Genomic DNA, 22,033 nt, shown 5'->3' with positions numbered 1-22,033 from the left:
CCAGCCGGGTATCCCCTCGCCCGGGATCCGCAACTTTCGTCTATGCGGTGACCATCCTTACCCGGTTTCCCGCAGCGGTCTTTCGCGGTGAAGTGGAGATCATGAGCATCGCGACCCAGACAGTCCGAACAGGACAGGAGCAGGCCTTCGCCCGCCTGCCGGTGTTCGTCGTCGCCGCGCTGGCCGGAGCCGCGCTGCTGGCCACGAGCGGCCGGTACGCGCACGGCTTCGACGAGCTGTACTTCCTGATGGCGGGACGGGAACATCTGGCATGGGGATACTTCGACCAGCCACCGTTGATCCCGGCGCTGGCCGGGGCGATGGACTCGCTGTTCCCCGGTTCGCTGGTGATGCTGCGCCTGCCGATGACGCTGGCCGCGGCCGCCGGGGTGGTCGTCACCGCGCTGATCGCCAGGGAACTGGGCGGCGGACGCGGCGCGCAGGTGCTCGCGGCCGGGCTCTACGCGACGTCCGGGGTGATCATCGTCAGCCATTGGATCGGCACCTACGTCTTCGATCCGTTCCTGTGGACGGTGATCGTCTGGCTGGTCGTCCGCTGGGTGCGCACCCGCCGCGACGGGCTGCTGGTCTGGGCGGGGGTGGTCACCGCGATCTCGCTGCAGACGAAGTTCCTCATCCCCGCCTTTTGGGCGCTCGCCCTGCTCGCCGCGCTGGTGCTCGGGCCGAGGGAGCTCGTGCGACGGCCGAAACTGTGGCTGGGCGCGGGAATCGCCGTCGTCGCGACGATCCCGACGCTGCTCTGGCAGGCGTCGAACGGCTGGCCGTACCTGATCATGAACGACGTCGTCTCGGCGGAATTCCCCGGCACGTGGCCCTTCCTGCGCGACGGTTTCCTGACGGCCGGTGTCGGGGCGGGTGTGCTCGCGTTCGTCTACGGCCTCGTCCGGCTGATCATCTCATGTGAACTCCGCGGCTATCGCTTCCTGGGGGTAGCGATAGCCGCGCTCATCGTCGCGTTCCTGGTGCTGCACGGGCGTTCCTACTATCTGATGAGCGTCTTCGCGCTGCCGTACGCCGCCGCGGCGACGGGATTCGCGAAGCACGTCCCCCGGTGGCGGCTCGTGGCCTGGCCCGTGATGGTGCTTTCGGCGGCGATCACCCTCGCCGGCCTGCCGATCTACCCGGCGACCATGACCCGGACGAGTTTCGGCCCGGTCACCCTCGGCAGCTCGTTCGCCGGAGGGGAACTGCCACAGCGAGAACTGGTCAAAGCGATCGGCGAGACCTACGCGGCCCTGCCGCCGGAGCAGCGGGCACGCACCGCCGTCTACGCCGAGATCTACCCGTTCGCCGCCGCGACCGAGTTCTACGGTCAGCGGTACGGCATCGACCACGTCTACAGTGGCCACCGCGGCTACTGGTACTTCGACCGGCCCCCGGAATCCGCGGACAGCGTGTTGTTCGCGGGATTCGATCCGGGACTGCTCAAGCCGTACTTCGCCTCGGTGACACCGGTGGTGGAAGGACTGCTGTGGCGGTACGACGGCAGACAGGGTTCCTGGGGCGAGATCTGGCCCAAGCTGGAAAGGCACTGACGATGACCGAACTTTCCTTACCCGCCAAGGCGTATCTGCTCTCGTGCAACGTCGGCAAGGACAAACTGCGGGACAGGCACCGGACGGCGCTGCTGATCCGAGGTGCCGCGCTGACCGACCTCGTGCTGCGCGGCCGTGCCGGCGACGCGGACGGCCGGGTCGCGGTGTCCGGCGCCGGACCGACCGGCGATCTCGTCCTCGACGAGATGCTCACCGAGATCGCGGGCGAAAGCCCTCGCAAGTGGAAATGGTGGGTGCGCAAGGACGCGCGCGGAACCTTGGAGGCGCTGGAGTCCCAGCTGGACACGGCGGGCGTGATCGAACTGAAGACCGGCCGGACACTGGGCCTGTTCCCGTCGCGCCGCCCGATCGTGCGGGACCCCGCCGTCGTCGACAGGCTGCGCGCCCTGGTCGATCAGGCGTTGCGCGGGCCGTCCCCGGCGTCCGATGTGGACGCGAGCGACGCCGCGCTCACCTCGCTGGTGGCCGCCGTTGAACTCCGTGACGTCGTCCCCGGAAAGGTCAGGCGCCAGTACAAGGACCGGATCGAGGAACTTTCGGAACGGGGCGGGGACGCGGTTCCCGCGCTGCGGAAGCTGTTCCGGGAACTGCGGGCGGTGCGGGCCTCGGCCGCGTCCTCATCCGGCGGGAGCTGAGCCGAACAGCCGGTCGAGATAGTAGTCCACAGTGGACATCGCCTCGTCCGGCGTCCGGTGCTCCATTACGATGCTGGTGCCCTGCGAATCCGCGAGCGCCCAGAGGATCGTCGCTTCGTGCATCGCGTCGGCCGACTTGTCGACTTCGCCCGCGTCCTGGCCCTGGCGGATCAGCACGGCGAACAGTTCGAACAGCTGGGGCACACCCTCGGTGAGCGCGGTCCCGAAGGAGGGGTCGGAAATCGACCGGATGAAGAACGCGACGCCCATCAGCCAGTCGCCGCGGCGACGTTCGTCGAGCGGCAGGATCTCGGCGATGATCGCGCGCAGGATGGCCTGGGGGGTCGAAGGCACTTCGCCCGCGTCCAGCCGGGCTTTGAGGCGCTCCTCGTACATCTGCGAGCGGCGCTCGATGGCGAAGAGCAGCATCTCGTCCTTGGTCTTGAAGTAGTGCTGCACCAGGCCCATCGACATGCCCGCTTCGGCGGCGACGTGGCGGAGGCTGACTCCTTCGAGGCCGCGCGTGGCCGTCAGCCGCCTGAGCGCCTCGGCGATCTCCACGCGGCGCGCGGTGTGATCCACCTGCTTCGGCACCTTCACCATCCGTTCCGACGTTTGCAATGCGATCGCATTGCCACTACGGTCCCAGGCTATTACGATGCGATCGCATTGTAAACGAACGTCGGGGGTGAATATCGGTGGAAGCCGATCGGGGGAAGGTGCGGCTGAGGCCGCCACGCAACGTGCTGGATCAGCGGGTCGTGGGCTGGTGGCGGCTGCAGGGGACGCTTTTCTGGGCCTCGCCGGTGCTGGTCCTGGCACTGCTCGGGCTGCTCATCCCGCCCGCGCGGTTCTGGCTGCTGATGCCGGCGGCGGTGTTCGCGGTGCTGGGCCTGGTCTGGGTGATCGCGATGCCGCTGTGGTGGTTCAAGGTGCACCGCTGGGAGGTCACGGAAACCGCGGTGTACACGCGTTCCGGGTTCTTCTGGCAGGAGTGGCGGGTCGCGCCGATGTCGCGGATCCAGACGGTGGACACCCTGCGCGGGCCGCTTCAGCAGGTGTTCAAGCTCGCGACCGTCACGGTCACCACGGCGTCGGCGCGGGGCGCGGTCAAGATCCGCGGGCTCGACCACGAACTGGCCGCGAGCCTGGCGGAGCAGCTCACCGAAACGACGCAGGCGACGCCGGGGGACGCGACATGACCTCGGGCGAGTTCGAGGGCTGGCGCACGCTCGACAAGCGGACGCTCGCCGTCACCGCGCTGACGATGGCCGGCGCGGCCGTCGGCGCCGCGATCCCGGCCACCGTCGCGATCGTGGGCGGCGGCGGGAGCTTCTGGGTCACCCTCGCGTGGGTCGTGGCCGGTGGCGTGGTGCTCGTCGGCGGCGGTGTGCTGCTGGACCTGTTCAACTGGAAGGCCGTGCGGTACCGGGTCACGGCGGACCGGCTGGAGACCGCGTTCACGCTGGTCTTCCGCTCGCGGAAGTCCCTGCAACGCGAACGGATCCGCAATGTCGATCTGACGGCCAACCCGCTGCACCGGCTGTTCGGTGTCGCGGTGGTGACGATCGGCACCGGATCGCACGAGTCGGGCGGGCAGGGCCGGATCAAGCTCAACCCTGTTTCGCGCGCCGAGGCCGAGCGGCTGCGCGCGGAGCTGTTGCGCCGTGCGGAAATCGCGGAGACCGACGAGGACGCGCCGCTCGCCGAGCTGGACCGGAGCTGGATCCGCTACGCGCCGATGTCGTTCCTGAGCCCGGCGCTCGGGCTCGCCGCGGGTGGCGGGCTCATGCAGGTCTCCGAGTGGGTGGGGCTGCAGAAGGGTCTGATCGATTGGGTGATCGACCTGTTCAGCGGGATCCCGCTGGTGGTGGCGATCCTGATCCTGCTGGCGATCGCGATGGTCGTCGGCGTGGTCGGCGCGCTGGGCCTGTGGATCGAGATGTGGTGGAACTACCGGCTCGATCGCGAAGCAGGCGGCACGCTGCGAGTGCGCCGCGGGCTGTTCACCACGCGCTCGATCTCGATCGAGGAAGCCCGCCTGCGCGGCATCGACCTCGTCGAGCCGCTCGGGAACCGGATCTCCGGCGCGGCCCGGGTCGACGCGATCGCCACCGGCATGCGGCAGAGCGACGACCAGGACAAAACCGACTACCACACGCTCCTGCCCGCCGCGCCGATCGCGACGGCCAACCGGATCGCCGCGGAGGTCCTGCGCGAGCCGGTCTCGCCGACCGAAGCCGTCCGGCTCGCCGGGCATCCGCGTGCCGCGCGGGGACGGCTGCTGCGCTGGTGGGTCGGTTCGGTGGTGGTGCTGCTGGCGATCTTCGCGATCCTCGGCTTCCTGCTCACCGACGTCCTCCTGGTGATCGGCGCCGCGCTCGGGGTGGTGCTGCTGCCGGTGTCGGTGCTGCTGGCGCTGGACGCCTATCGCAACCTCGGGCACGGGATCACCGGGCGGTACCTCGTCGGGCGGCACGGGACGGTGCGGCGGAGCACGTTCGCGCTGGAGCGCGACGGCGTGATCGGCTGGACGGTCAAGCAGTCGGTGTTCCAGCGGCGCAAGGGACTGCTGACCGTCGTGGCGACCACGGCGGCCGGTTCCGGGGCGTACTCGGTGTACGACGCGGGGGAGGAGCAGGGGCTGCTGTTCGCCGAGGAGTCGGTTCCGGAGCTGCTGACGCCGTTCCTGGAACGCACCTGAGGCTACGTCGCTTTGCGCGTGAAGGCCCCCTTCCCTCGGCTCAGCCGAGGGAAGGGGGCCTTCACGCGCTTCCAGCCCGGACACTTCGGCCGCCGCCGAAACGTCCGGTGGCTACCGTCGTGACATGACCGCATTCGCCGCACTGCACGTCCCCGGTTCCCCGCTGCTCCTGCCGAACGTCTGGGAGTTCGGCACGGCCGCCTTCCTGGCCGCGCAAGGCTTTCCCGCGCTCGGCACCACCAGCCTCGGCGTCTCGGCCGCCGAAGGAGAGCCGGACGGCGCCCCGTCCTCCAAGGACGCCACCGTCCGGCTGGCCCGGCGGCTCGCCGGACTGGACGCGCTGATCAGCGTCGACCTCGCCGACGGGTTCAGTGACGACCCGGGCGAGGTCGGCGCGCTGGCGGCGGAACTCGCCGAAGCCGGCGTCGCGGGTATCAACCTCGAAGACGCCCTCGGCGATCCCGTGCGGCACGCGGCCAAGATCGCGGCGGCGAAGGAGCGCGCTCCCGGTCTCTTCGTCAACGCGCGCACGGACACGCATTGGCTGGGAGAGCCCGACATCGAGGCCGCGATCGCCCGCTCTTTGTCCTATGTGGACGCCGGCGCCGACGGGGTGTTCGTGCCGGGGCTCTCCGGGGCCGAGGACGTCGAGCGGCTGGTGAAGGCCGTCGGCGTGCCGGTGAACCTGCTGTTCCTTCCCGGCAAGGTCACCGTCGACGGCCTGGCCGGGCTCGGCGTCGCGCGGATCAGCCTCGGCTCGCTGCCGTACCGGATGGCGCTGGCCGCCACGCTGCGCACGGTGGAGGCCATCCGTGACGGCGGCGAACTCCCGCTGGTCCCGCCGTCCTACGACGACGTCGCGGCCTTGCTCCCGGAATCTCATTAGCCTCGGGAGCATGCAGACCTTCGGAGCCGAATTCGCCGTCCCGCCCGGTTATCTGAACACGCCCAGCATCGGCATCCCGCCGTCGCACGTGGCCGACGCGGTGGCGGAGGCCGTCGAGCGGTGGCGGCGCGGCGAGGCCCGGCCGTCCGACTTCGACGAGCCCGTTGCGCGGACCCGGGCGGGATTCGGCGCGCTGATCGGGGTCCCGGCGGAGCGGGTCGCGATCGGGGCGTCCGTCTCGCAACTGATCGCGAACGTGGCGGCCGGGCTGCCCGACGGCGCCAGCGTGCTGGTCGCCGGGAACGATTTCACCAGCGTCACCTTCCCGTTCGCGGCTCAGGCGTACCGCGGGGTGAAGGTGACCGAAGTCCCGCTGGCCGAGCTGACCGAGCGCGTCGGCGGGCACGACCTCGTCGCGGTCAGCGCCGTCCAGTCGGCGGACGGCACCCAGATCGACCTGGGCAGGCTTCGTGCCGCGGCCGAGGCGGCGGACGCGGCGGTCCTGCTGGACGTCACCCAGGCCGCCGGCTGGCAGCCGCTCGCCCTCGGCTGGGCCGATTGGGTGGTTTGCGCCGGTTACAAGTGGCTGCTCGCGCCGCGCGGGGCGGCCTGGATGGCCGTCCATCCGCGAGCGCTGGAGCGGGCGATGCCGGTGGCCGCGAACTGGTACGCCGGGGAGGAGCGCTGGGAGTCGGTCTACGGCCTCCCGCTACGGCTCGCGGAGGGCACCCGGTCGCTCGACCTGTCCCCGGCCTGGCTCTCGTTCGTCGGCGCCGCCGCCTCGCTGGACTACCTCGGCTCCTTGGATCTCAGCGCCGTCCGCGCGCACTGCGTGGGTCTCGCCGACTCACTCCTCGAAGCGCTCGGATCACCCGGTCAGGGGAGTGCGATCGTCTCGCTCGACGCGGACGCCGGGAAGGTGGCGGAAGCGGGCATCGTGGCCGGTACCCGGGCCGGAAGGCAGCGATTCGGGTTCCATCTCTACAACACGGCTGACGACGTCGAACGGGTGATAAGCACGTTCAGGTGAACCTCCGGGGCGGCGTGAACTACCGTATGTTCCCGTGGTTGGTGCGCAATTTACCCCGGGAGCGACGGAAACGGCCCGGCTTCAGCCGGTGCGACCGGCAGGGCCGGGCGGGCCGCCGCCCGCCCCGAAGCCGTCGAGGGACACCAAGGGCCTCGCGCTGAAAGGTGCCGGTCTGGTCGCCATCGCGGTCGTCTCCGCCCTGCTCTGGTGGCTGATCCGGCACGAGCCGGAGACGACCCCGGTCGCGGACACGCCCGCCAAGAGCGGCCAGTTCCAGTACACGCTGATCGAGGGCCCGCAGGTCACCTCCGACTGCGCGAGCAAGGCCTACGGCGACACCAAGGACTTCTTCGCCCAGACGCCGTGCACACGGCTGTCGCGGGCGCTGTACACGACCGAGACCGCGGGGAAGAAGGCGCTGGTCTCGGTCGTCCTGGTCACGATGCCCGGCGAGGTCACCGCGACCCAGCTCAAGGCGCTCACCGACAAGGACGGCACGGGCAACGTGTCCGACCTGGTGCGCGACGGCACGTTCAAGGGCCAGGGCGTCCCGAAGATCTCCGGGCAGGACGCGGCTTACGACTCCCACGTCACCGGGCCCGAGGTGGCCATCGTGCTGGCCGGGTTCTACGACAAGCAGACCGACAAGCCGGTGCTGGAGCGGATCGCGACCGACGCCCTGCGGCTTTCGGGTGACCTGCGCCGCTGAGTTTTCACCCGGCCCGCCCGGACCCTTGCCAAGTGTCATGAAAGGGGCTTTCAGGACAAATTTCGTCCTGAAAGCCCCTTTCATGACACTCGAAATCGGCCGAAAGACTCAGGCCGACTGACCCGGCATGGCGATCGCCACCGGGGAGGCGCCGAACTCCGCCCGCCAGGCCGTCCCCCGCCGCGCCGACCCGACCAGCGCGTTCAACGCCGTCGTTCGCAGGGCCGCGTCGTCGGTCCGGTCGATCACGCCGAGCCAAGCCGCCGTCACGTCCGCCTCGGCCGTCGCGACCAGTTCCATCGCCGATTTCGCCTCGGTCACCGGCTTCGGCGGCACGTACGCGGCCTCCGGTCCCGTGGGCGTCTGGCCCGCCGCGGAAAGCATCCGTTCGCAGACGTTCCGCCGTTTGACGTGCTCGGCCGTGCCTCGCGCCACCGCACCGCTGAAGGCGGCGGGCAGGTAGGCGCTGACCAGCCCGTACACCCAGATCGCCGCGTGTTCGGCGGCCAGCGCCTGCTGGACGGCCTCCGTGGTCTCCCCGCCGAGCTGGACACCGGCCGGCACCTCGACGGCTCCCGCGTCGTCGCCGCGGCCGAGTTTGTCGGAGCTCTGCTGCAGTGCCGCGCAGCCCGCCGCGATCGACGCGACCATCCCGGCGCGGTAGCGGGGCAGCGAGGGCACGAGTCCCTCGGCCTGCTTGCGTGCCTGGGCGAGCCGTTCCTTGAGCCCGTCCACGGACGACGGCGGGGTCTCTCCCGGGCCCGCCTGCTCCGGCTTGGGGCGGTTGAGCCGGTCCACCTCGGGCTTGAGCGCCGCCGCGTGCGCTGCCCGCGCTGTGGCGACGGACTCGGCTTCGGCGCCGGTCAACGCCTTCGCGCCCGCCGCGTCGGTCTCCGCCGCGCGCAGCAGCGGACCCAGCGGATCGGGGCTTTCGTCGAACCCGGGGGAGCAGGCGGCCGCCAACGGCACGGCCAACGCGGCCAGCGCTCCCATTCGCAGGAAAGCGCGACGGCTCGGCAAGGTGGGCTCGGTCGATCTTCCGGTCACGCCGCCCCATCCTGCCAGTACCCCGTGCGGGGCCGCCGCTCGCGCGTCACGCGGGGGTCACCAGATAAGCTGGCCCACTACCGAACCCGGATCCACACCGCCGGGTCGCCCACAGCCGAACAGGAGCGCTCCACCGTGCCCAACGACCTCGCCAGCAGGCTGGAGCCCATCGTGGCCGAAGCCGTCAAGGCCGCGGGTTTCGACCTCGATTCCTTCGAGGTCCAGCAAGCAGGCCGCCGCCAGCTGGTCAAGGTCGTCGTCGACGGGGACGACGGCGTCGGACTGGACGAAGTGGCGAGCGTCAGCCGCGCGGTTTCCGCCGCGCTCGACGAAAACGAGCACGTGATCGCCAGCGCGTACACGCTCGAAGTCACCTCGCCGGGCCTCGACCGGCCGCTGACCGTGCAGAGGCACTGGCGACGCGCGAAGTTCCGCCTCGTCAAGGTCACGCCCGTCGAAGGCGCCGCGTTCATCGGCCGCGTGGGGCACGCCGGCGAGAAGGCCGCGCGCGTGCTCGTCGACGGCGAGATCCGGGACGTCGGTTATGCCTCGGTGGCCAAGGCGGTCATCGAGATCGAGTTCAAGCAACCACCTGCCGAGGACCTGAAACTGTTGGAAACCGATGCGTCGGCCCTGAACGCCGCCACCACAGAGCCGAAGGAGGAGCCGAAGTGAACGTCGACATCGCCGCGCTGCGCGCGATCGAACGGGACAAGGACATCCCCTTCGAGACGGTGATCGAAGCGATCGAGACCGCGCTGCTCACCGCGTACAAGCACACCGAGGGCCACCAGCCGCACGCCCGGATCGACATCGATCACAAGAGCGGGCTCGTGCGCGTCCTCGCGCACACCCTCACCCCGGACGGCCAGACCGACGAGGAGTGGGACGACACCCCCGAAGGCTTCGGGCGGATCGCCGCGACCACCGCGCGGCAGGTCATCCTGCAGCGCCTGCGCGACGCCGAGCACGAGAAGACCTTCGGCGAGTTCTCCGCCAAGGAGGGCGAGATCGTCGCCGGTGTGGTGCAGCGCGACGCGCGCGCCAACGCCCGCGGCATGGTCGTCATCCAGGTCGGCGACATCGAAGGCGTGCTGCCCTCGATCGAGCAGGTCCCCGGCGAGTCCTACGAGCACGGCAACCGGATCAAGGCGTTCGTCGTCACCGTCGCGCGCGGCAACCGCGGCCCGCAGATCACGCTGTCGCGTTCGCACCCGAACCTGGTGCGCAAGCTGTTCGCCCTCGAGGTCCCCGAAATCGCCGACGGCACGGTCGAGATCGCCGCCATCGCGCGCGAGCCGGGGCACCGGACCAAGATCGCCGTCCGCTCGACGGTGCCCGGCGTCAACGCCAAGGGCGCCTGCATCGGCCCGGTCGGCGCGCGGGTGCGCAACGTGATGAGCGAACTCGCGGGTGAGAAGATCGACATCATCGACTTCTCCGAAGACCCGGCGAGGTTCGTCGGGAATGCGCTGTCGCCCGCGAAGGTTGTCTCTGTTCGGGTCGTCGACGAGCGGGCAAAGACCGCTCGCGTCGTCGTCCCGGACTTCCAGCTTTCGCTCGCGATCGGCAAGGAAGGGCAGAACGCCCGCCTCGCCGCTCGTCTCACCGGTTGGCGAATCGACATCCGCAGCGACGCCGCCCCTGAGCAGGGTGATGAAGCACACGCCGGGCAGGCGCGGCCCGCCGCGGCAACCGGTTCGGCTGAGTGAAGGTCGAAGCGCTAGACTTACGAGTGGTTCAGAGCCCGCGGCCGGGAACCGACCTCCAGCGTGACCGGGAAACTCCGGTTCGCACCTGTGTGGGTTGCCGTCGGCGGGCCTTGATCGACGAGTTGCTGCGAGTGGTCGCGGCGGATGGACGGCTGATCGTCGACGAACGTCGGCGGTTGCCGGGCCGGGGTGCTTGGTTGCACCCCGTGCCGGACTGTCTTGCCAAGGCCGAGCGGCGCAGAGCGTTTCCCCGAGCACTTCGTGTTCCGGGGTCGCTCGACGCCCAAGGTGTCCACGAACGCCTGGAGCGGCTCGCCGAAAGCTGAAGGCGCCGGGACATCCCCGGTGCCAGTTGGAATCAGGAAGCAGGTCGACCCGTCATGAGTCAGCCGTGAAGCTGAATCAATGAACGCGCGACAATAGGACGAGGTCTGCGGGTCTGCCGCCGGCCTCCCCAGATGAGGAGAGCTGTGCCAGGCAAGGCCCGAGTACATGAGCTCGCGAAAGAGCTCGGCATCACCAGCAAGGAAGTTCTCGCCAAGTTGAAGGATCAGGGCGAGTTCGTGAAGTCCGCGTCGTCGACCGTCGAAGCCCCTGTGGCCCGGCGTCTTCGTGACGCTTATTCGTCCAAGGACGGCCAGAGCAAGAAGCCCGTCCCGACCCCCGGCCCGCGCCCGCCGGCGAAGCCCGCTGCCCCGGCTCCGGCCGCGAAGCAGGCTCAGCCCGCGCCCGTGGCGAAGACCGAGGCCCCGGCGGCCGCCCCCGCGGCGTCCGCTCCGGCCGCGTCGTCGGCCCCGGCTCCGGCCCAGCAGCCGTCCCGTCCCTCCACCCCGGGTGTCCGCCCGGGTCCGCGCCCCGGCCCCCGGCCGCCGGCGCCGAAGGAAGAGGTCGCTCCGGCGGCGAAGGCCGCTCCGGCCGAACCCCAGCAGGAGACCCCGGCAGCACCGGCCACCCCGCCGGCGTCCTCGACGCCGTCGCAGGGTTCGGTCGTGCCGCCGAAGCCGCAGGGCCCCAAGCCCGTCGGCCCCAAGCCCGGCCCGCGCACCCCGCGTGTCGGCAACAACCCGTTCGGTGTGGGATCCGGTTCCCCGGCCCAGCGTCCGTCGGGACCGCGTCCCGGCGGCGGGAACCAGCAGGGCGGCGACAACCGTCCGCCGCGTCCCGGTGGCGGCCAGCAGGGTGGCGACACCCGCCCGCCGCGTCCCGGCGGCGGCGCTCCCGGTGGTAACCGGCCGAACCCGGGCAACATGCCCCCGCGCCCGAACCCCGGCATGATGCCGGGCCGTCCGGCCCGTCCGGCCGGTGGTCCCGGTGGCGCCCGTGGCGGTCCCGGCGGCGGAGCCCGTGGTGGCCCCGGCGGCGGCGCTCGTGGCGGTCCCGGTGGCGGCGGCGGAGGTTTCCGCGGCGGTCCCGGTGGCGGCGGCGGTGGCGGTGGCGGTTTCCGTCCCGGCGGCGGCGGTGGCGGCGGTTTCCGTCCCGGTGGCGGTGGCCCCGGTGGCGGTGGCGGTGCCCCGGCCGGTGGCGGCGGTTTCCGTGGCGGCGGCGGTCGTGGTGGCCCCGGTGGTCGCGGTGGTACCGCGGGTGCCTTCGGGCGTCCCGGTGGTCCCGCTCGCAAGGGCCGGAAGTCCAAGCGCCAGAAGCGCATGGAGTACATGGACAACATGCAGGCGCCCAGCGTCGGTGGCGTTCGCCTGCCCAAGGGCAGCGGCGAAACGATCCGCCTGCCGCGTGGCGCTTCGCTGACCGACTTCGCCGAGAAGATCGACGCCAACCCGGCTTCGCTGGTGCAGGTGCTCTTCCACCTCGGTGAGATGGTCACGGCGACGCAGTCCGTGTCGGACGACATCCTCGAGCTGCTCGGCGGCGAGATGAACTACGTCGTCCAGGTCGTCAGCCCGGAGGAAGAAGACCGCGAGCTGCTGGAGACCTTCGACATCACCTACGGCGAAGACGCGGGTGAAGAAGAAGACCTGCAGGTCCGTCCGCCGGTCGTGACCATCATGGGTCACGTCGACCACGGTAAGACCCGACTGCTCGACACGATCCGCAAGACGAAGGTGCGCGAGGGCGAAGCCGGTGGCATCACCCAGCACATCGGCGCCTACCAGATCGAGACCGAGCTCGAGGGCGTCCCGCGTCTCGTGACGTTCATCGACACCCCGGGTCACGAGGCGTTCACCGCCATGCGTGCCCGTGGTGCGAACGCCACGGACATCGCGGTCATCGTGGTCGCGGCCGACGACGGCGTCATGCCGCAGACGGTCGAGGCGATCAACCACGCGCAGGCCGCCAAGGCCCCGATCGTGGTCGCGATCAACAAGATCGACAAGGAGGGCGCGAACCCGGACAAGATCCGGCAGCAGCTCACCGAGTACAACCTCGTGGCCGAGGAGTACGGCGGCGACACGATGTTCGTCGAGATCTCGGCGCGGGAGAACATCAACATCGATGGTCTCCTCGAGGCGATCCTGCTGACCGCGGACGCCGCACTCGACCTCCGGGCCAACCCGGACATGGAGGCCCAGGGTGTCGCGATCGAGGCGCACCTGGACCGCGGTCGCGGTCCGGTCGCCACGGTGCTGGTCCAGCGCGGAACGCTGCGCGTCGGCGACTCCGTCGTCGCCGGTGACGCGTACGGCCGCGTGCGGAAGATGGTCGACGAGCACAACGTCAACGTCACCGAAGCGACCCCGTCGCGTCCGGTCCAGGTCATCGGGTTCACCTCGGTGCCCGGCGCCGGTGACACGTTCCTCGTCGTCGACGAGGACAGGGTCGCCCGGCAGATCGCCGAGCGGCGCTCGGCCCGTACCCGCAACGCGCTCAACGCGTCGCGTCGTAAGCGGGTCAGCCTCGAAGACCTCGACGAGGCCTTGAAGGAGACGAGCACCCTTAACCTGATCATCAAGGGTGACAACTCCGGTACGGTCGAAGCGCTCGAAGCCTCGCTGATGCAGCTGGATGTCGGCGAAGAAGAGGTCGAGCTCAACGTGGTCCACCGCGGTGTCGGTGGCGTCACGGAGTCCGACATCGACCTGGCGACCGCGTCCAACGCGATCGTCCTGGGCTTCAACGTGCGGGCACAGGGCAAGGCGACCGAGCGGGCCACCCGCGAAGGCGTCGACGTCCGGTACTACACGGTCATCTACCAGGCGATCGACGAGATCGAAGCCGCGCTCAAGGGCATGCTCAAGCCGATCTTCGAAGAGGTCGAGCTGGGCAAGGCCGAGATCCGCGGGATCTTCAAGTCGTCGAAGGTCGGTACGATCGCGGGTTGCATGGTCATCTCGGGCGAGATCCGGCGTAACGCCAAGGCGCGTCTCCTCCGTGACGGCAACGTCATCGTCGAGAACCTGCCGATCAACTCGCTGAAGCGCGAAAAGGACGATGTCACCGAGGTCCGCGAGGGCTTCGAGTGTGGTCTCACCTTGGGCAGCTACAGCGATTTGAAGCTCGGAGACGTCATCGAGACGTACGAGCAGCGCGAAAAGCCGCGTGCGTAAGTGACACGGCGGCGCTCCCTCGCATCTGGGCGGGGGAGCGCCGCTTCACTTCTATCCAACCCAGAACCCCCATGTTCGTAGGAGCTCTTGAGCTCGACATCCTGCTGGGCGACGTTCACTCGCTCAAGCAGAAGCGATCCGTGATCAAGCCGGTGCTGGCCGAGGTGCGCAGGCGTTTCGACGTCTCCATCGCCGAAGCCGGGCAACAAGACCTGCACCGGCGGGCGCTGATCGGTGTGGCCGTGGTCGCGGCGAGTGGCGAGCACGTCCGGGACGTGCTCGACTCGTGTGAGCGCTTCGTGGCCGGAAGGCCGGAGTTGGAACTGCTCTCCGCCCACCGCCGGCTGCTCGGCCCGGATGACTGACGGAAAGATCTTTCGAGGAGAAGAATCCCATGGCCGACCCCGCTCGGGCCCGCAAGCTCGCCAAGCGGATCTCACAGATCGTCGCGCACGCGATCGAGCACGACATCAAGGATCCGCGGCTCAACCACGTGACGATCACCGACACGAAGATCACGGCAGACCTGCACGACGCCACGGTCTACTACACGGTGCTCGGCGAGAACCTGGAGTCCACGCCCGACCACGCAGGTGCCGCGGCGGCGCTCGAATCCGCCCGTGGCGTGCTCCGCACGAAGGTCGGACAGGGCACGGGAGTCCGCTACACTCCGACGCTGGCCTTCGTGGCCGACAGCATCCCTGAGGACGCCAAGCGCATCGAGGACCTCCTCGCGAAGGCCAGGGAAGCCGATGCCGAGGTCGCCCGCCGGGCGACAGGGGCACAGCACGCCGGTGAAGCCGACCCGTACAAGCCGCCGCGGGAAGAGGCCGAAGACGATGAGTTCGCCGATGAGGAGACCCGGGGCTGAGCGGGTGAGCCACGCCGTGACCCGGCGTGGCGTGCTGCTCGGAGCCGCGGCTCTCGGGGGCACGGCACTGCTTTCCGCTTGTGGTGCCGGAAGAGCACCCCTGATGGGGCCACCACCGGTGGCCCCACCGACCAGGCCGACCCCGTTGACCGAAGCGGTCACGGTGCAGAAGATGCGGTCGGCGGCCCGGAACCGGGACGTCAACCTGGTCATCATCGCCCCTGACGGCGTGTCCCGGGTCGGGCTGTCCGTCTGCGTCGCCCTGCACGGGCGCGGGGCGGACGCCCGGACGTTCCTGAACCTCGGTGTGCAGGACGCGCTGAACAAGGCCGTCTCGGCCGGCATGCCCGCCTTCGCGGTGGCCGCCGTCGACGGCGACGACTACTGGGTGGACGTCGGCAAGGGCGACGACCCGCAACGCATGCTGTCCGCCGAACTCCCCGGCTGGCTCGCCCAGCGCCAGCTGCGGCCGCCGACGGCGATGTTCGGGATCTCGATGGGCGGTTTCGGCGCCCTGCGCTACGCCCGCGACCACAAGGACCTCAAAGCCGTCGCCGTCGCGAGCGCCGCCCTGTTCGTGAGCTGGCCCGATGCCAAGTCCCGCAAGGTTTTCGCCGATCGCGCGCAGTGGGAATCGCATGAGCCGCTGCTGCACACCGACGACCTCTCGGCGGCGTCGACAGGGGTGTGGTGCGGGAATTCGGATCCCTTCGCCCGGGCCGACCGCAAGCTCATCAAAGCGCTCGATCCCGCCGTCGCGAAGATGTCCCCCGGTGAGCACAACGACGACTACTGGCGCGAGATCATGCCCGAGGTGGTGAAGTTCGTGGGGGACCGGATGGCCTGATCGCACGCGCCGCTTCCCCCTCACCGACGCTAGGAAAGGCCCGTTACTTGCAAAATTTGCAAGTAACGGGCCTTTCCTAGCACGCGCCGCATCCAGAGGACTACTTGCGCGGAAGACCCTGCGGGTTGATCTGCGACGCCTCCACGGCCTCGTTCCCCAGGTTCCAGCGCTTGAGCACCTCGGCGTACTGACCGCTGGTGAGCAAGCTCTGGATGGCCTGGCGCAGCGGCTCGGCGAGCCCGTTGCCCTTCTTGGTCATCGCGGCGATGTCGGCCGGGATCTGGCCGCCGCCGGACACCGTCCCGACGATCTTGGTCTGCCCGTCCACGGCGACGTGGTACGAGGCCGTCGGGTTGGGGCCCGCGTAGGCGTCGATCCGGCCGGACTGCAGCGCCAGGTAGTAGTCGGTGGTGTTCTGGAAGTACTGGAACTCCACCGGCTTCAGGCCCGCGGCCTTGTTCTGCTCGTCCCAGCGCACCAGGATCTGCTCCTGGTTGGTCCCGGAGCCCACGCCCACCTTGAGCCCGGCGATGTCCTTGGGCTCCTTCACGGTGACGTCGCGGGTCTTCTTGACCTCGAAGGCGATGGTGTCCTTGCGGTAGGTGGCGAAGTCGTATTTGTCCTTCCGTTCCTCGGTCACCGTGATGTTGGAGAAGCCTGCCGCGTACTGGCCGGTCTCCACCGAGAGGAAGAGGTTCTCCCAGGACGTCGCCTGGAGGTCGAGTTCCAGGCCCAGCACGTCCGCGACCAGTTGCGCGATGTCGATCTCGACGCCGATCACCGTCTTGTCGTCGTCGGCGCGGAACGACAGCGGGGGAGTGCCGTTGCCGGTGGTCCCGACGGTCAGCTTCCCGTTGTCGCGCACCGCTTTCGGCACCAGATTCGCGACGGCGTCGACCTTCTGCGCGCGGATCCGGTTCTGCTGCGCGGTGATGTTGATCCCTTCGGTCCCGGGCAGCGGGGCGGCGGGGGCCGCGGCTTCGGTCGTCCCGCACGCGGCCAGCGCGACCGTGGACAGGAGCAGGATCGGGTACAAGAGCTTCTTCACGGTGGTACTCCCGGGTTTTCTCAAAGGACCTTTTCGAGGAATGCTTTGGTGCGGGGATGCTCCGGCGTGTCGAGGATCTGTGCGGGCGTGCCCTGTTCGACGACGCGGCCGGCGTCCATGAACACCACGGTGTCGGCCACTTCCCTGGCGAAGCCGATCTCGTGGGTGACGACGATCATGGTGGTGCCGTCGCGGGCGAGTTCCTTGATCACGTCGAGTACCTCGCCGACCAGTTCCGGGTCGAGCGCGGACGTCGGTTCGTCGAACAGGAGCACTTCGGGCCGCACCGCGAGCGCGCGGGCGATCGCGACCCGTTGCTGCTGCCCGCCGGACAGTTGCCGCGGATAGGCGTCGGCCTTGTCCACGAGCCCGACCAGCGCGAGCAGTTCACGCGCGTGGGCGGTCGCCTCCGCGCGGGAGCGGCGTTGCGCGGAAACCGGTGCCTCGACGATGTTTTCCAGCGCCGTGAGATGCCCGAACAGGTTGAAGTTCTGGAACACGAACCCGATCCGCGTGCGCTGCTTGAGGATCTCGCGCTCGCGCAGTTCGTGCAGCCGGTCACCCGAGCGCCGGTACCCCATCAGTTCCCCGCCGACGCTGATGAAGCCGCGATCGGCGCGATCGAGATGGGTGATGAGCCGCAGCAGCGTGGACTTCCCGGAGCCGGACGGGCCCAGCACCACGGTGACCTCGCCGGAGCGGACCTGGAGGTCGACCCCGTCGAGCACGGTGAGCGGGCCGAAGGCCTTGTGCACGCCGCGGACGTCCACCTTGAAGTCGTCGCTCATCGGGTCGCCGCCTTCAGTCTGGCGAGGCCCGCGCGGGCCTTCTGCAGGGGAGTGGGCGGGACGGTGCGCAGGGCGCCCTTGGCGTAGTGGCGTTCGACGTAGAACTGCGCCACCGAAAGGAGCGTCGTCAAGAGCAGGTACCAGGCGGTGGCGACCAGCAGGAGCGGGATCACCCGGCCGCTGCGGCTGTAGATCACCTGCACCTGGTAGAAGAGTTCCGGCAGGGCCATCACGTACACCTGCGAGGTGTTCTTGACCATGCCGATGATCTCGTTGGCCGCGTTCGGCACGATCGAGCGCATCGCCTGTGGCAGCACGATTCTGCGGAACTGCCTGCTCGCCGGGATGCCCAGCGCCGCGGCCGCCTCCCGTTGCCCCTGATCGACCGCGAGGAATCCGGCGCGCACGATCTCCCCGGAATAGGCGGCCTGGTGCAGGCCGAGACCGAGCCCGGCCGCGAGGAACGGCGGGATCAGGCTCATCGTGTCGAACGAGACGAACGACGGTCCGAACGGGACGCCGAAGGAGATCTGGTTGTAGAGAATGGCGAGGTTGTACCAGAAAAGCAGCTGGAGAATGAGCGGGACCGACCGGAAGATCCACGTATAGGTCCAGCTGACCGAACGGAGGAGCGGATTCCGGGAAATGCGCATGAGCGCGAGAACCGTGCCCAGAACGAATCCCGCGACTACGCCGAATGCCGTCAATTCCACGGTCAGGACGACCGAAGAGAGAACGGCGTCGGCGAACAGGTAATCGGCGACGACCGACCATTCCCAGGCCTGGTTGGTCACCAAAGCGTGTCCGGCCATGGCCACCAGGACCGCGACCACCGCGGCGGCCAGCCAGGTCAATGGCCGCCTGGCGGGCACGATCCGCAATCCTTCCTCTGGCCGGGCAGGCGCCGCGGGTGGCGCTTCTAGGTCACTCGTCATCAGACACCTGTCTCGCGGGAAAAGGGCAGCATGAATCAACCGAAAGCGGAAAGATCGAAAAGGAAATGCCGTCGACGCGGCATGGATCGCCGTGTTCCTTGTCGTCGAGCCGACTTTAGGAAGGTGTGCCCGTTCCGGTCAACGAAGCCGGTTCCGGTTCCAAATGCTGGAAACGCTCGGGGGTCAGGCCGGTTTGGCCGCGACGATCAGGTCCCGCACGATAGCCTGGTCCACCCGGTGCGAGAACTCCGCGAACGGGCCGTCCTCGCGGACTTCCAGCCCCGCCTTGTCCAGGATCGCGGCGAGTTCCTCGCGCGGCGCGACGTTGGTGTTCCAGGAGATGCCGAGCGCGCCGCCGGGCCGCAGCACCCGCGTCCACACCGGGACGGCGGCCGCGAGCAGGTCCCGCGGGCTGCGCGCGAGCGACGCGTCCTGCGTGCGGTGGCTGCCGTGCTGCACGCCGTACGGCGCGTCGGTGACGATGAGGTCCACGGAGTTCGGCCGCAGCAGTTCGTCCGTGGTGAGCGTGTCGCAGTTGAGGTAGCTCAGCTTGCGGACGTCGCCCGCCTTGTACCGCTCTTTGGTGATCCCGAAACCGATGTCGAGCCGCCTGCCGAGCCGGACCTTGTTGCGCCGCACCTGACCGGACTCCGCGGTGTGCTTGATCCGCTTCTGCTTCAGCCAGGTCTTGACGAACATCTCGTAGGAGTCGAAGTCCTTGCCGTCGACGTCGAGGCCGGTCGCGTCGAAGCCGTACATCATCGCCTGGTTCAGCGTGGTGCCGCGGCCGCACAGCGGATCCAGCAGGTGCAGCGGCTTCTCCAGCATCGCGGCCGGGTCCGCCGTCGCCAGCAGGGTGATGTTGACGAGGAGTTTGGTGAACAGCTCGTTCGTCTTGCCCGGGTACTTCTGGATGGTCAGCAGATCGGAGTCGAAGTTCGCGAGCGGGCTGATCGTGACCGGCTTCAGGACGCCGTCGCCGAGCTCGAACAGCGCGTACAGCGCGGAAAGGTTCGAGAGGAGCGCGAGATCGCGCTCGCTCAGCGGGGCGGGCGTGGTGAAGGTGAGGTAGCTGACACCGCCGAGTTCCGTCTCGCCGATCTCGGAGATGCCGGTCTCCAAAACGGACAGCCCGAACACCGCCAGCTCCGCGCGCAGCAAGGCCGGAGTGGAGTCGGTGTAGACCCGGTTGGCGGACGGGTAGATCAGAATCGCGTACTCGGACATCCGGGAGAGCGTAGCTTGACTGTTCGTGACGACCACTTTGGCGCAGGACCTCAAGGACGCCGCCGCCCTGCTGGCGCGCGCGAACGACGTGACACTGCTCGGCCACGTGCGCCCGGACGCGGACGCGCTGGGCAGCGCGCTGGCGCTCGGACGGGCACTCCAGCTGCGCGGTGGCGTCGAGGTCCGGGTCTCGGTCGGCGAACCCGAGGAGATGCCCGAAACCCTGCGGAGCCTGGACGTCGGCGGGCTCTACGTCCCCGCGAGCGAGCTTCCGGAGAGTGAGCGGCTGCTGGTCGCGCTCGACACGCCCACCCCGGGCAGGCTCGGGAAACTCGCGCCGCGCGTGGACGCCGTCCGCGCGGCCGGCGGCGACGTCCTGGTGATCGACCATCACGCGTCCAACGTCTTCTTCGGCACGAAGCACGTCGTCGACGACAGCGCCGAAGCCACCGCCGTCCTGGTCTTCGCGTTGCTGGCGGAACTCGGCACCGAGATCGACGAGCCGATCGCGCGCTGCCTGTACGCGGGGCTCGTCACCGACACGAGCGGGTTCCGCCGTGCCCGCCCGTCCACGCACCTGATGGCGGCGAAGCTGCTCGAGGCCGGTGTCGACCCGGACAAGGTGGTTCGCGAGATCGTCGACGATCACCCGTTCGCGTGGTTGCCGATGCTTTCGGACGTCCTCGCGGGGGCCCGGCTCGAACCGGACGAGGCACGCGGCTTCGGGCTCGCGTACGCGGTCGTGAGCCTCGACGCCGCGCGGACGGTGCGAGGGGAAGAGGTCGAAGCGGTCATCGACGTCGTCCGGTCCACTCGGGAAGCCGGGGTCGCCGTGGTGCTCAAGGAAGCCGAACCGACCGGGCCGCGGCAGCGGTGGACGGTCTCGCTCCGCTCGGCGGGTGGTGTCGACGTCTCCGCCGCGGCGGGGGAACTGGGCGGCGGCGGCCATCGCCAGGCGGCCGGGTGCACCGCGGAGGGCACCGCGGACGAGGTACTCGACAGGCTGAGGGCGGCGCTCTCGCGGGCACCGCTGCTGTGACCCGCTGACCGGGACCGCCCAAGAGCGACATGATCACCGTCCGTGGCCCTTTACGCTGCGGAGGTGTCTCAAGCTTCCGAAACCGACGAGCGAGTCCCGCCGAAACGCGTACTCGGGCTCGCCGTGCCCGCGCTCGGCGTCCTCGCCGCCGAGCCGCTGTACGTCCTGGTGGACACGGCCGTCGTCGGGCATCTCGGCGCGTTGCCGCTGGCAGGCCTCGCCGTCGGCGGTGTCGTGCTTTCGCAGGTCTCCAGCCAGCTGACGTTCCTCTCGTACGGGACCACGTCGCGGACGGCGCGGCTGCACGGCGCCGGACGTCGTGGCGAGGCGGTCAGCGAAGGGGTCCAGGCGACCTGGCTGGCGGTGATCGTCGGGCTGGTCGTGATCGTCGCCGGGCAGTTGCTGGCCGCGCCCATCGCCAGGGTCCTCTCCGGGGACCCCGCGATCACCGACGCCGCCGTCTCCTGGCTGCGGATCGCGCTGTTCGGGACGCCGTTCATCCTGATCACGATGGCCGGGAACGGCTGGATGCGCGGCGTGCAGGATTCCGCCAAGCCGCTGCGCTATGTCCTGGCGGGCAACGGGATCTCCGCCGTGCTGTGCCCGGTGCTGGTGTACGGCGCGGACTGGGGACTGGAAGGTTCCGCGATCGCGAACGTCGTCGCGCAGGTGATCTCGGCGTCGCTGTTCATCGTGGCCCTGGCGCGGGAGCGGGTCCCGCTGCGCCCGGAACCGAAGGTGATGCGCGCCCAGCTGGGCCTCGGCCGGGACCTGGTGCTGCGCAGCCTCGCTTTCCAGGCGTGCTTCGTCTCCGCCGCCGCGGTCGCGGCGCGGACGTCCACCGGCGCCGTCGGCGCGCACCAGGTCGTGCTGCAGCTGTGGACGTTCCTGGCGCTCGTGCTGGACTCGCTCGCGATCGCCGCGCAGTCGCTCGTCGGGGCCGCCCTCGGCGCCGGCGCGAGCAAACGGGCGCGGGGCGTGGCGAGCCAGATCACCGGCTACGGCCTGGTTTTCGGCTGTTTCCTCGGGGTCGTGTTCGCGTCGCTGGCCGGGGTGCTGCCGCAGGTCTTCACTTCGGACGCGACCGTGCTCGGCGAGATCCCGCACGCGTGGTGGTTCTTCGTCGCGTTGCAGCCGATCGCCGGGGTGGTGTTCGCGCTCGACGGCGTCCTGCTCGGCGCGGGTGACGCGGCGTTCCTGCGCAACGCGACGCTGCTGAGCGCGGCGCTGGGGTTCCTGCCGCTCGTCTGGCTGTCCCTCGCGTTCGGGTGGGGACTGGCCGGGATCTGGACCGGGCTCTCGCTGTTCATGCTGCTGCGGCTGGCGACCCTGCTGGTGCGGTGGCGCTCGGGGCGCTGGGCCGTGGAGGGCGCCGTCCGCGCGGCCTGACCCCGCCCGCGTTTTTTTCTCTCGTTTTTGTTCTTTTCCGCGTCACTCCCCCCACCCGAAGAACAAACACGGGGGTGGGGGGCGCTGGA

22 protein-coding genes are annotated in these 22,033 nt (G+C 69.7%); 16 read left to right on the top strand and 6 right to left on the bottom strand.

All coding sequences use genetic code 11. The features are described from left to right. Positions 1-101: 101 nt before the first annotated feature. Positions 102-1,556 carry an ArnT family glycosyltransferase gene (locus ACZ5IK_RS31970; protein WP_465491105.1) on the top strand — a complete coding sequence of 485 codons (1,455 nt, stop codon included), beginning with the start codon at positions 102-104 and terminating at the stop codon, positions 1,554-1,556. 2 nt (positions 1,557-1,558) lie between these two features. Further along, positions 1,559-2,212 carry a GOLPH3/VPS74 family protein gene (locus ACZ5IK_RS31965; protein ID WP_465491104.1) on the top strand — a complete coding sequence of 218 codons (654 nt, stop codon included), beginning with the start codon at positions 1,559-1,561 and terminating at the stop codon, positions 2,210-2,212. Here the strand turns inward: ACZ5IK_RS31965 and ACZ5IK_RS31960 are convergent. Continuing rightward, positions 2,195-2,815 carry a TetR/AcrR family transcriptional regulator gene (locus ACZ5IK_RS31960; RefSeq protein WP_465491103.1) on the bottom strand — a complete coding sequence of 207 codons (621 nt, stop codon included), beginning with the start codon at positions 2,813-2,815 and terminating at the stop codon, positions 2,195-2,197. The genes ACZ5IK_RS31965 and ACZ5IK_RS31960 overlap by 18 nt on opposite strands. 95 nt (positions 2,816-2,910) lie before the next feature. On the opposite strand from ACZ5IK_RS31960, the gene ACZ5IK_RS31955 reads away from it, so the two are divergent. The 5 genes from ACZ5IK_RS31955 to ACZ5IK_RS31935 all read left to right on the top strand — a co-directional run bounded on the left by ACZ5IK_RS31955 (position 2,911) and on the right by ACZ5IK_RS31935 (position 7,541). Continuing rightward, positions 2,911-3,414 (top strand): PH domain-containing protein, encoded by a 504-nt coding sequence (locus tag ACZ5IK_RS31955; protein ID WP_465491102.1) that lies wholly within the window; start codon positions 2,911-2,913, stop codon positions 3,412-3,414. Beyond that, entirely contained in the window at positions 3,411-4,916 is a 1,506-nt protein-coding gene (locus ACZ5IK_RS31950) for a PH domain-containing protein (protein WP_465491101.1), read from the top strand. The genes ACZ5IK_RS31955 and ACZ5IK_RS31950 overlap by 4 nt, the downstream gene beginning before the upstream one ends. A gap of 124 nt (positions 4,917-5,040) precedes the next feature. Next, entirely contained in the window at positions 5,041-5,802 is a 762-nt protein-coding gene (locus ACZ5IK_RS31945) for an isocitrate lyase/PEP mutase family protein (RefSeq protein ID WP_465491100.1), read from the top strand. Positions 5,803-5,812: 10 nt separating this feature from the next. Then, entirely contained in the window at positions 5,813-6,832 is a 1,020-nt protein-coding gene (locus ACZ5IK_RS31940; RefSeq protein WP_465491099.1) for an aminotransferase class V-fold PLP-dependent enzyme, read from the top strand. Between the two features lie 88 nt (positions 6,833-6,920). Then, positions 6,921-7,541 carry a hypothetical protein gene (locus ACZ5IK_RS31935; protein ID WP_465491098.1) on the top strand — a complete coding sequence of 207 codons (621 nt, stop codon included), beginning with the start codon at positions 6,921-6,923 and terminating at the stop codon, positions 7,539-7,541. A 108-nt stretch (positions 7,542-7,649) separates the two neighbouring features. Here the strand turns inward: ACZ5IK_RS31935 and ACZ5IK_RS31930 are convergent, their stop codons facing one another. Beyond that, entirely contained in the window at positions 7,650-8,588 is a 939-nt protein-coding gene (locus tag ACZ5IK_RS31930) for a ferritin-like domain-containing protein (RefSeq protein ID WP_465491097.1), read from the bottom strand. 135 nt (positions 8,589-8,723) lie between these two features. Here ACZ5IK_RS31930 and rimP point away from each other — a divergent pair, with 135 nt between their 5' ends. The 7 genes from rimP to ACZ5IK_RS31895 all read left to right on the top strand — a co-directional run bounded on the left by rimP (position 8,724) and on the right by ACZ5IK_RS31895 (position 15,518). Further along, a complete protein-coding gene (rimP, locus tag ACZ5IK_RS31925; RefSeq protein WP_101606278.1) occupies positions 8,724-9,263 on the top strand; it encodes a ribosome maturation factor RimP in 540 nt (179 codons plus the stop codon). Next, positions 9,260-10,300 carry a transcription termination factor NusA gene (gene nusA / locus ACZ5IK_RS31920; RefSeq protein WP_101606279.1) on the top strand — a complete coding sequence of 347 codons (1,041 nt, stop codon included), beginning with the start codon at positions 9,260-9,262 and terminating at the stop codon, positions 10,298-10,300. The genes rimP and nusA overlap by 4 nt, the downstream gene beginning before the upstream one ends. A gap of 110 nt (positions 10,301-10,410) precedes the next feature. Further along, entirely contained in the window at positions 10,411-10,626 is a 216-nt protein-coding gene (locus ACZ5IK_RS31915) for a YlxR family protein (RefSeq protein WP_465491096.1), read from the top strand. A gap of 144 nt (positions 10,627-10,770) precedes the next feature. Further along, the gene (infB, locus tag ACZ5IK_RS31910) at positions 10,771-13,800 is read left to right on the top strand and encodes a translation initiation factor IF-2 (protein ID WP_465491095.1); all 3,030 of its coding nucleotides are present in this window, start codon (positions 10,771-10,773) and stop codon (positions 13,798-13,800) included. A 71-nt stretch (positions 13,801-13,871) separates the two neighbouring features. Further along, on the top strand, positions 13,872-14,165 hold the full coding sequence (locus tag ACZ5IK_RS31905; protein ID WP_465491094.1) for a DUF503 domain-containing protein: 294 nt from the start codon (positions 13,872-13,874) through the stop codon (positions 14,163-14,165). A gap of 29 nt (positions 14,166-14,194) precedes the next feature. Then, entirely contained in the window at positions 14,195-14,671 is a 477-nt protein-coding gene (rbfA, locus tag ACZ5IK_RS31900; RefSeq protein WP_101606283.1) for a 30S ribosome-binding factor RbfA, read from the top strand. Next, on the top strand, positions 14,652-15,518 hold the full coding sequence (locus tag ACZ5IK_RS31895) for an alpha/beta hydrolase (protein ID WP_465491093.1): 867 nt from the start codon (positions 14,652-14,654) through the stop codon (positions 15,516-15,518). Before rbfA ends, ACZ5IK_RS31895 begins: the two co-directional genes overlap by 20 nt. 100 nt (positions 15,519-15,618) lie before the next feature. On the opposite strand, the gene ACZ5IK_RS31890 is transcribed toward ACZ5IK_RS31895, so the two are convergent. The 4 genes from ACZ5IK_RS31890 to ACZ5IK_RS31875 form a co-directional block, all read right to left on the bottom strand. Then, a complete protein-coding gene (locus ACZ5IK_RS31890) occupies positions 15,619-16,566 on the bottom strand; it encodes an ABC transporter substrate-binding protein (RefSeq protein ID WP_465491092.1) in 948 nt (315 codons plus the stop codon). Between the two features lie 20 nt (positions 16,567-16,586). Then, positions 16,587-17,354, bottom strand: a complete 768-nt coding sequence (locus tag ACZ5IK_RS31885; RefSeq protein WP_465491091.1) for an amino acid ABC transporter ATP-binding protein — start codon at positions 17,352-17,354, stop codon at positions 16,587-16,589. Beyond that, a complete protein-coding gene (locus tag ACZ5IK_RS31880) occupies positions 17,351-18,289 on the bottom strand; it encodes an amino acid ABC transporter permease (protein ID WP_465491090.1) in 939 nt (312 codons plus the stop codon). The genes ACZ5IK_RS31885 and ACZ5IK_RS31880 overlap by 4 nt, the downstream gene beginning before the upstream one ends. Positions 18,290-18,472: 183 nt before the next feature. Then, positions 18,473-19,516, bottom strand: a complete 1,044-nt coding sequence (locus tag ACZ5IK_RS31875; RefSeq protein ID WP_465491089.1) for a TRM11 family SAM-dependent methyltransferase — start codon at positions 19,514-19,516, stop codon at positions 18,473-18,475. Between the two features lie 25 nt (positions 19,517-19,541). On the opposite strand from ACZ5IK_RS31875, the gene ACZ5IK_RS31870 reads away from it, so the two are divergent. After that, entirely contained in the window at positions 19,542-20,555 is a 1,014-nt protein-coding gene (locus ACZ5IK_RS31870; RefSeq protein WP_465491088.1) for a DHH family phosphoesterase, read from the top strand. Positions 20,556-20,618: 63 nt separating this feature from the next. After that, complete coding sequence (locus tag ACZ5IK_RS31865; protein WP_465491087.1) at positions 20,619-21,944, top strand: MATE family efflux transporter; 1,326 nt, start codon at positions 20,619-20,621, stop codon at positions 21,942-21,944. The last annotated feature ends 89 nt before the right edge of the window (positions 21,945-22,033 follow it).

The sequence above is a fragment of the Amycolatopsis sp. NPDC031561 genome (assembly GCF_055580625.1).
This window is presented reverse-complemented; position numbering and strand designations above follow the sequence as displayed.

Excerpts from the sequence above, each read along its gene's own strand:
- ACZ5IK_RS31960 (WP_465491103.1), bottom strand. The coding sequence starts at position 2,815 with ATGGTGAAGGTGCCGAAGCAGGTGGATCACACCGCGCGCCGCGTGGAG.
- ACZ5IK_RS31880 (WP_465491090.1), bottom strand. The coding sequence starts at position 18,289 with ATGACGAGTGACCTAGAAGCGCCACCCGCGGCGCCTGCCCGGCCAGAG.
- ACZ5IK_RS31940 (WP_465491099.1), top strand. The coding sequence starts at position 5,813 with ATGCAGACCTTCGGAGCCGAATTCGCCGTCCCGCCCGGTTATCTGAAC.
- rbfA (WP_101606283.1), top strand. The coding sequence starts at position 14,195 with ATGGCCGACCCCGCTCGGGCCCGCAAGCTCGCCAAGCGGATCTCACAG.
- ACZ5IK_RS31945 (WP_465491100.1), top strand. The coding sequence starts at position 5,041 with ATGACCGCATTCGCCGCACTGCACGTCCCCGGTTCCCCGCTGCTCCTG.
- ACZ5IK_RS31965 (WP_465491104.1), top strand. The coding sequence starts at position 1,559 with ATGACCGAACTTTCCTTACCCGCCAAGGCGTATCTGCTCTCGTGCAAC.
- ACZ5IK_RS31905 (WP_465491094.1), top strand. The coding sequence starts at position 13,872 with ATGTTCGTAGGAGCTCTTGAGCTCGACATCCTGCTGGGCGACGTTCAC.
- ACZ5IK_RS31950 (WP_465491101.1), top strand. The coding sequence starts at position 3,411 with ATGACCTCGGGCGAGTTCGAGGGCTGGCGCACGCTCGACAAGCGGACG.
- ACZ5IK_RS31895 (WP_465491093.1), top strand. The coding sequence starts at position 14,652 with ATGAGGAGACCCGGGGCTGAGCGGGTGAGCCACGCCGTGACCCGGCGT.
- ACZ5IK_RS31970 (WP_465491105.1), top strand. The coding sequence starts at position 102 with ATGAGCATCGCGACCCAGACAGTCCGAACAGGACAGGAGCAGGCCTTC.
- ACZ5IK_RS31875 (WP_465491089.1), bottom strand. The coding sequence starts at position 19,516 with ATGTCCGAGTACGCGATTCTGATCTACCCGTCCGCCAACCGGGTCTAC.
- ACZ5IK_RS31885 (WP_465491091.1), bottom strand. The coding sequence starts at position 17,354 with ATGAGCGACGACTTCAAGGTGGACGTCCGCGGCGTGCACAAGGCCTTC.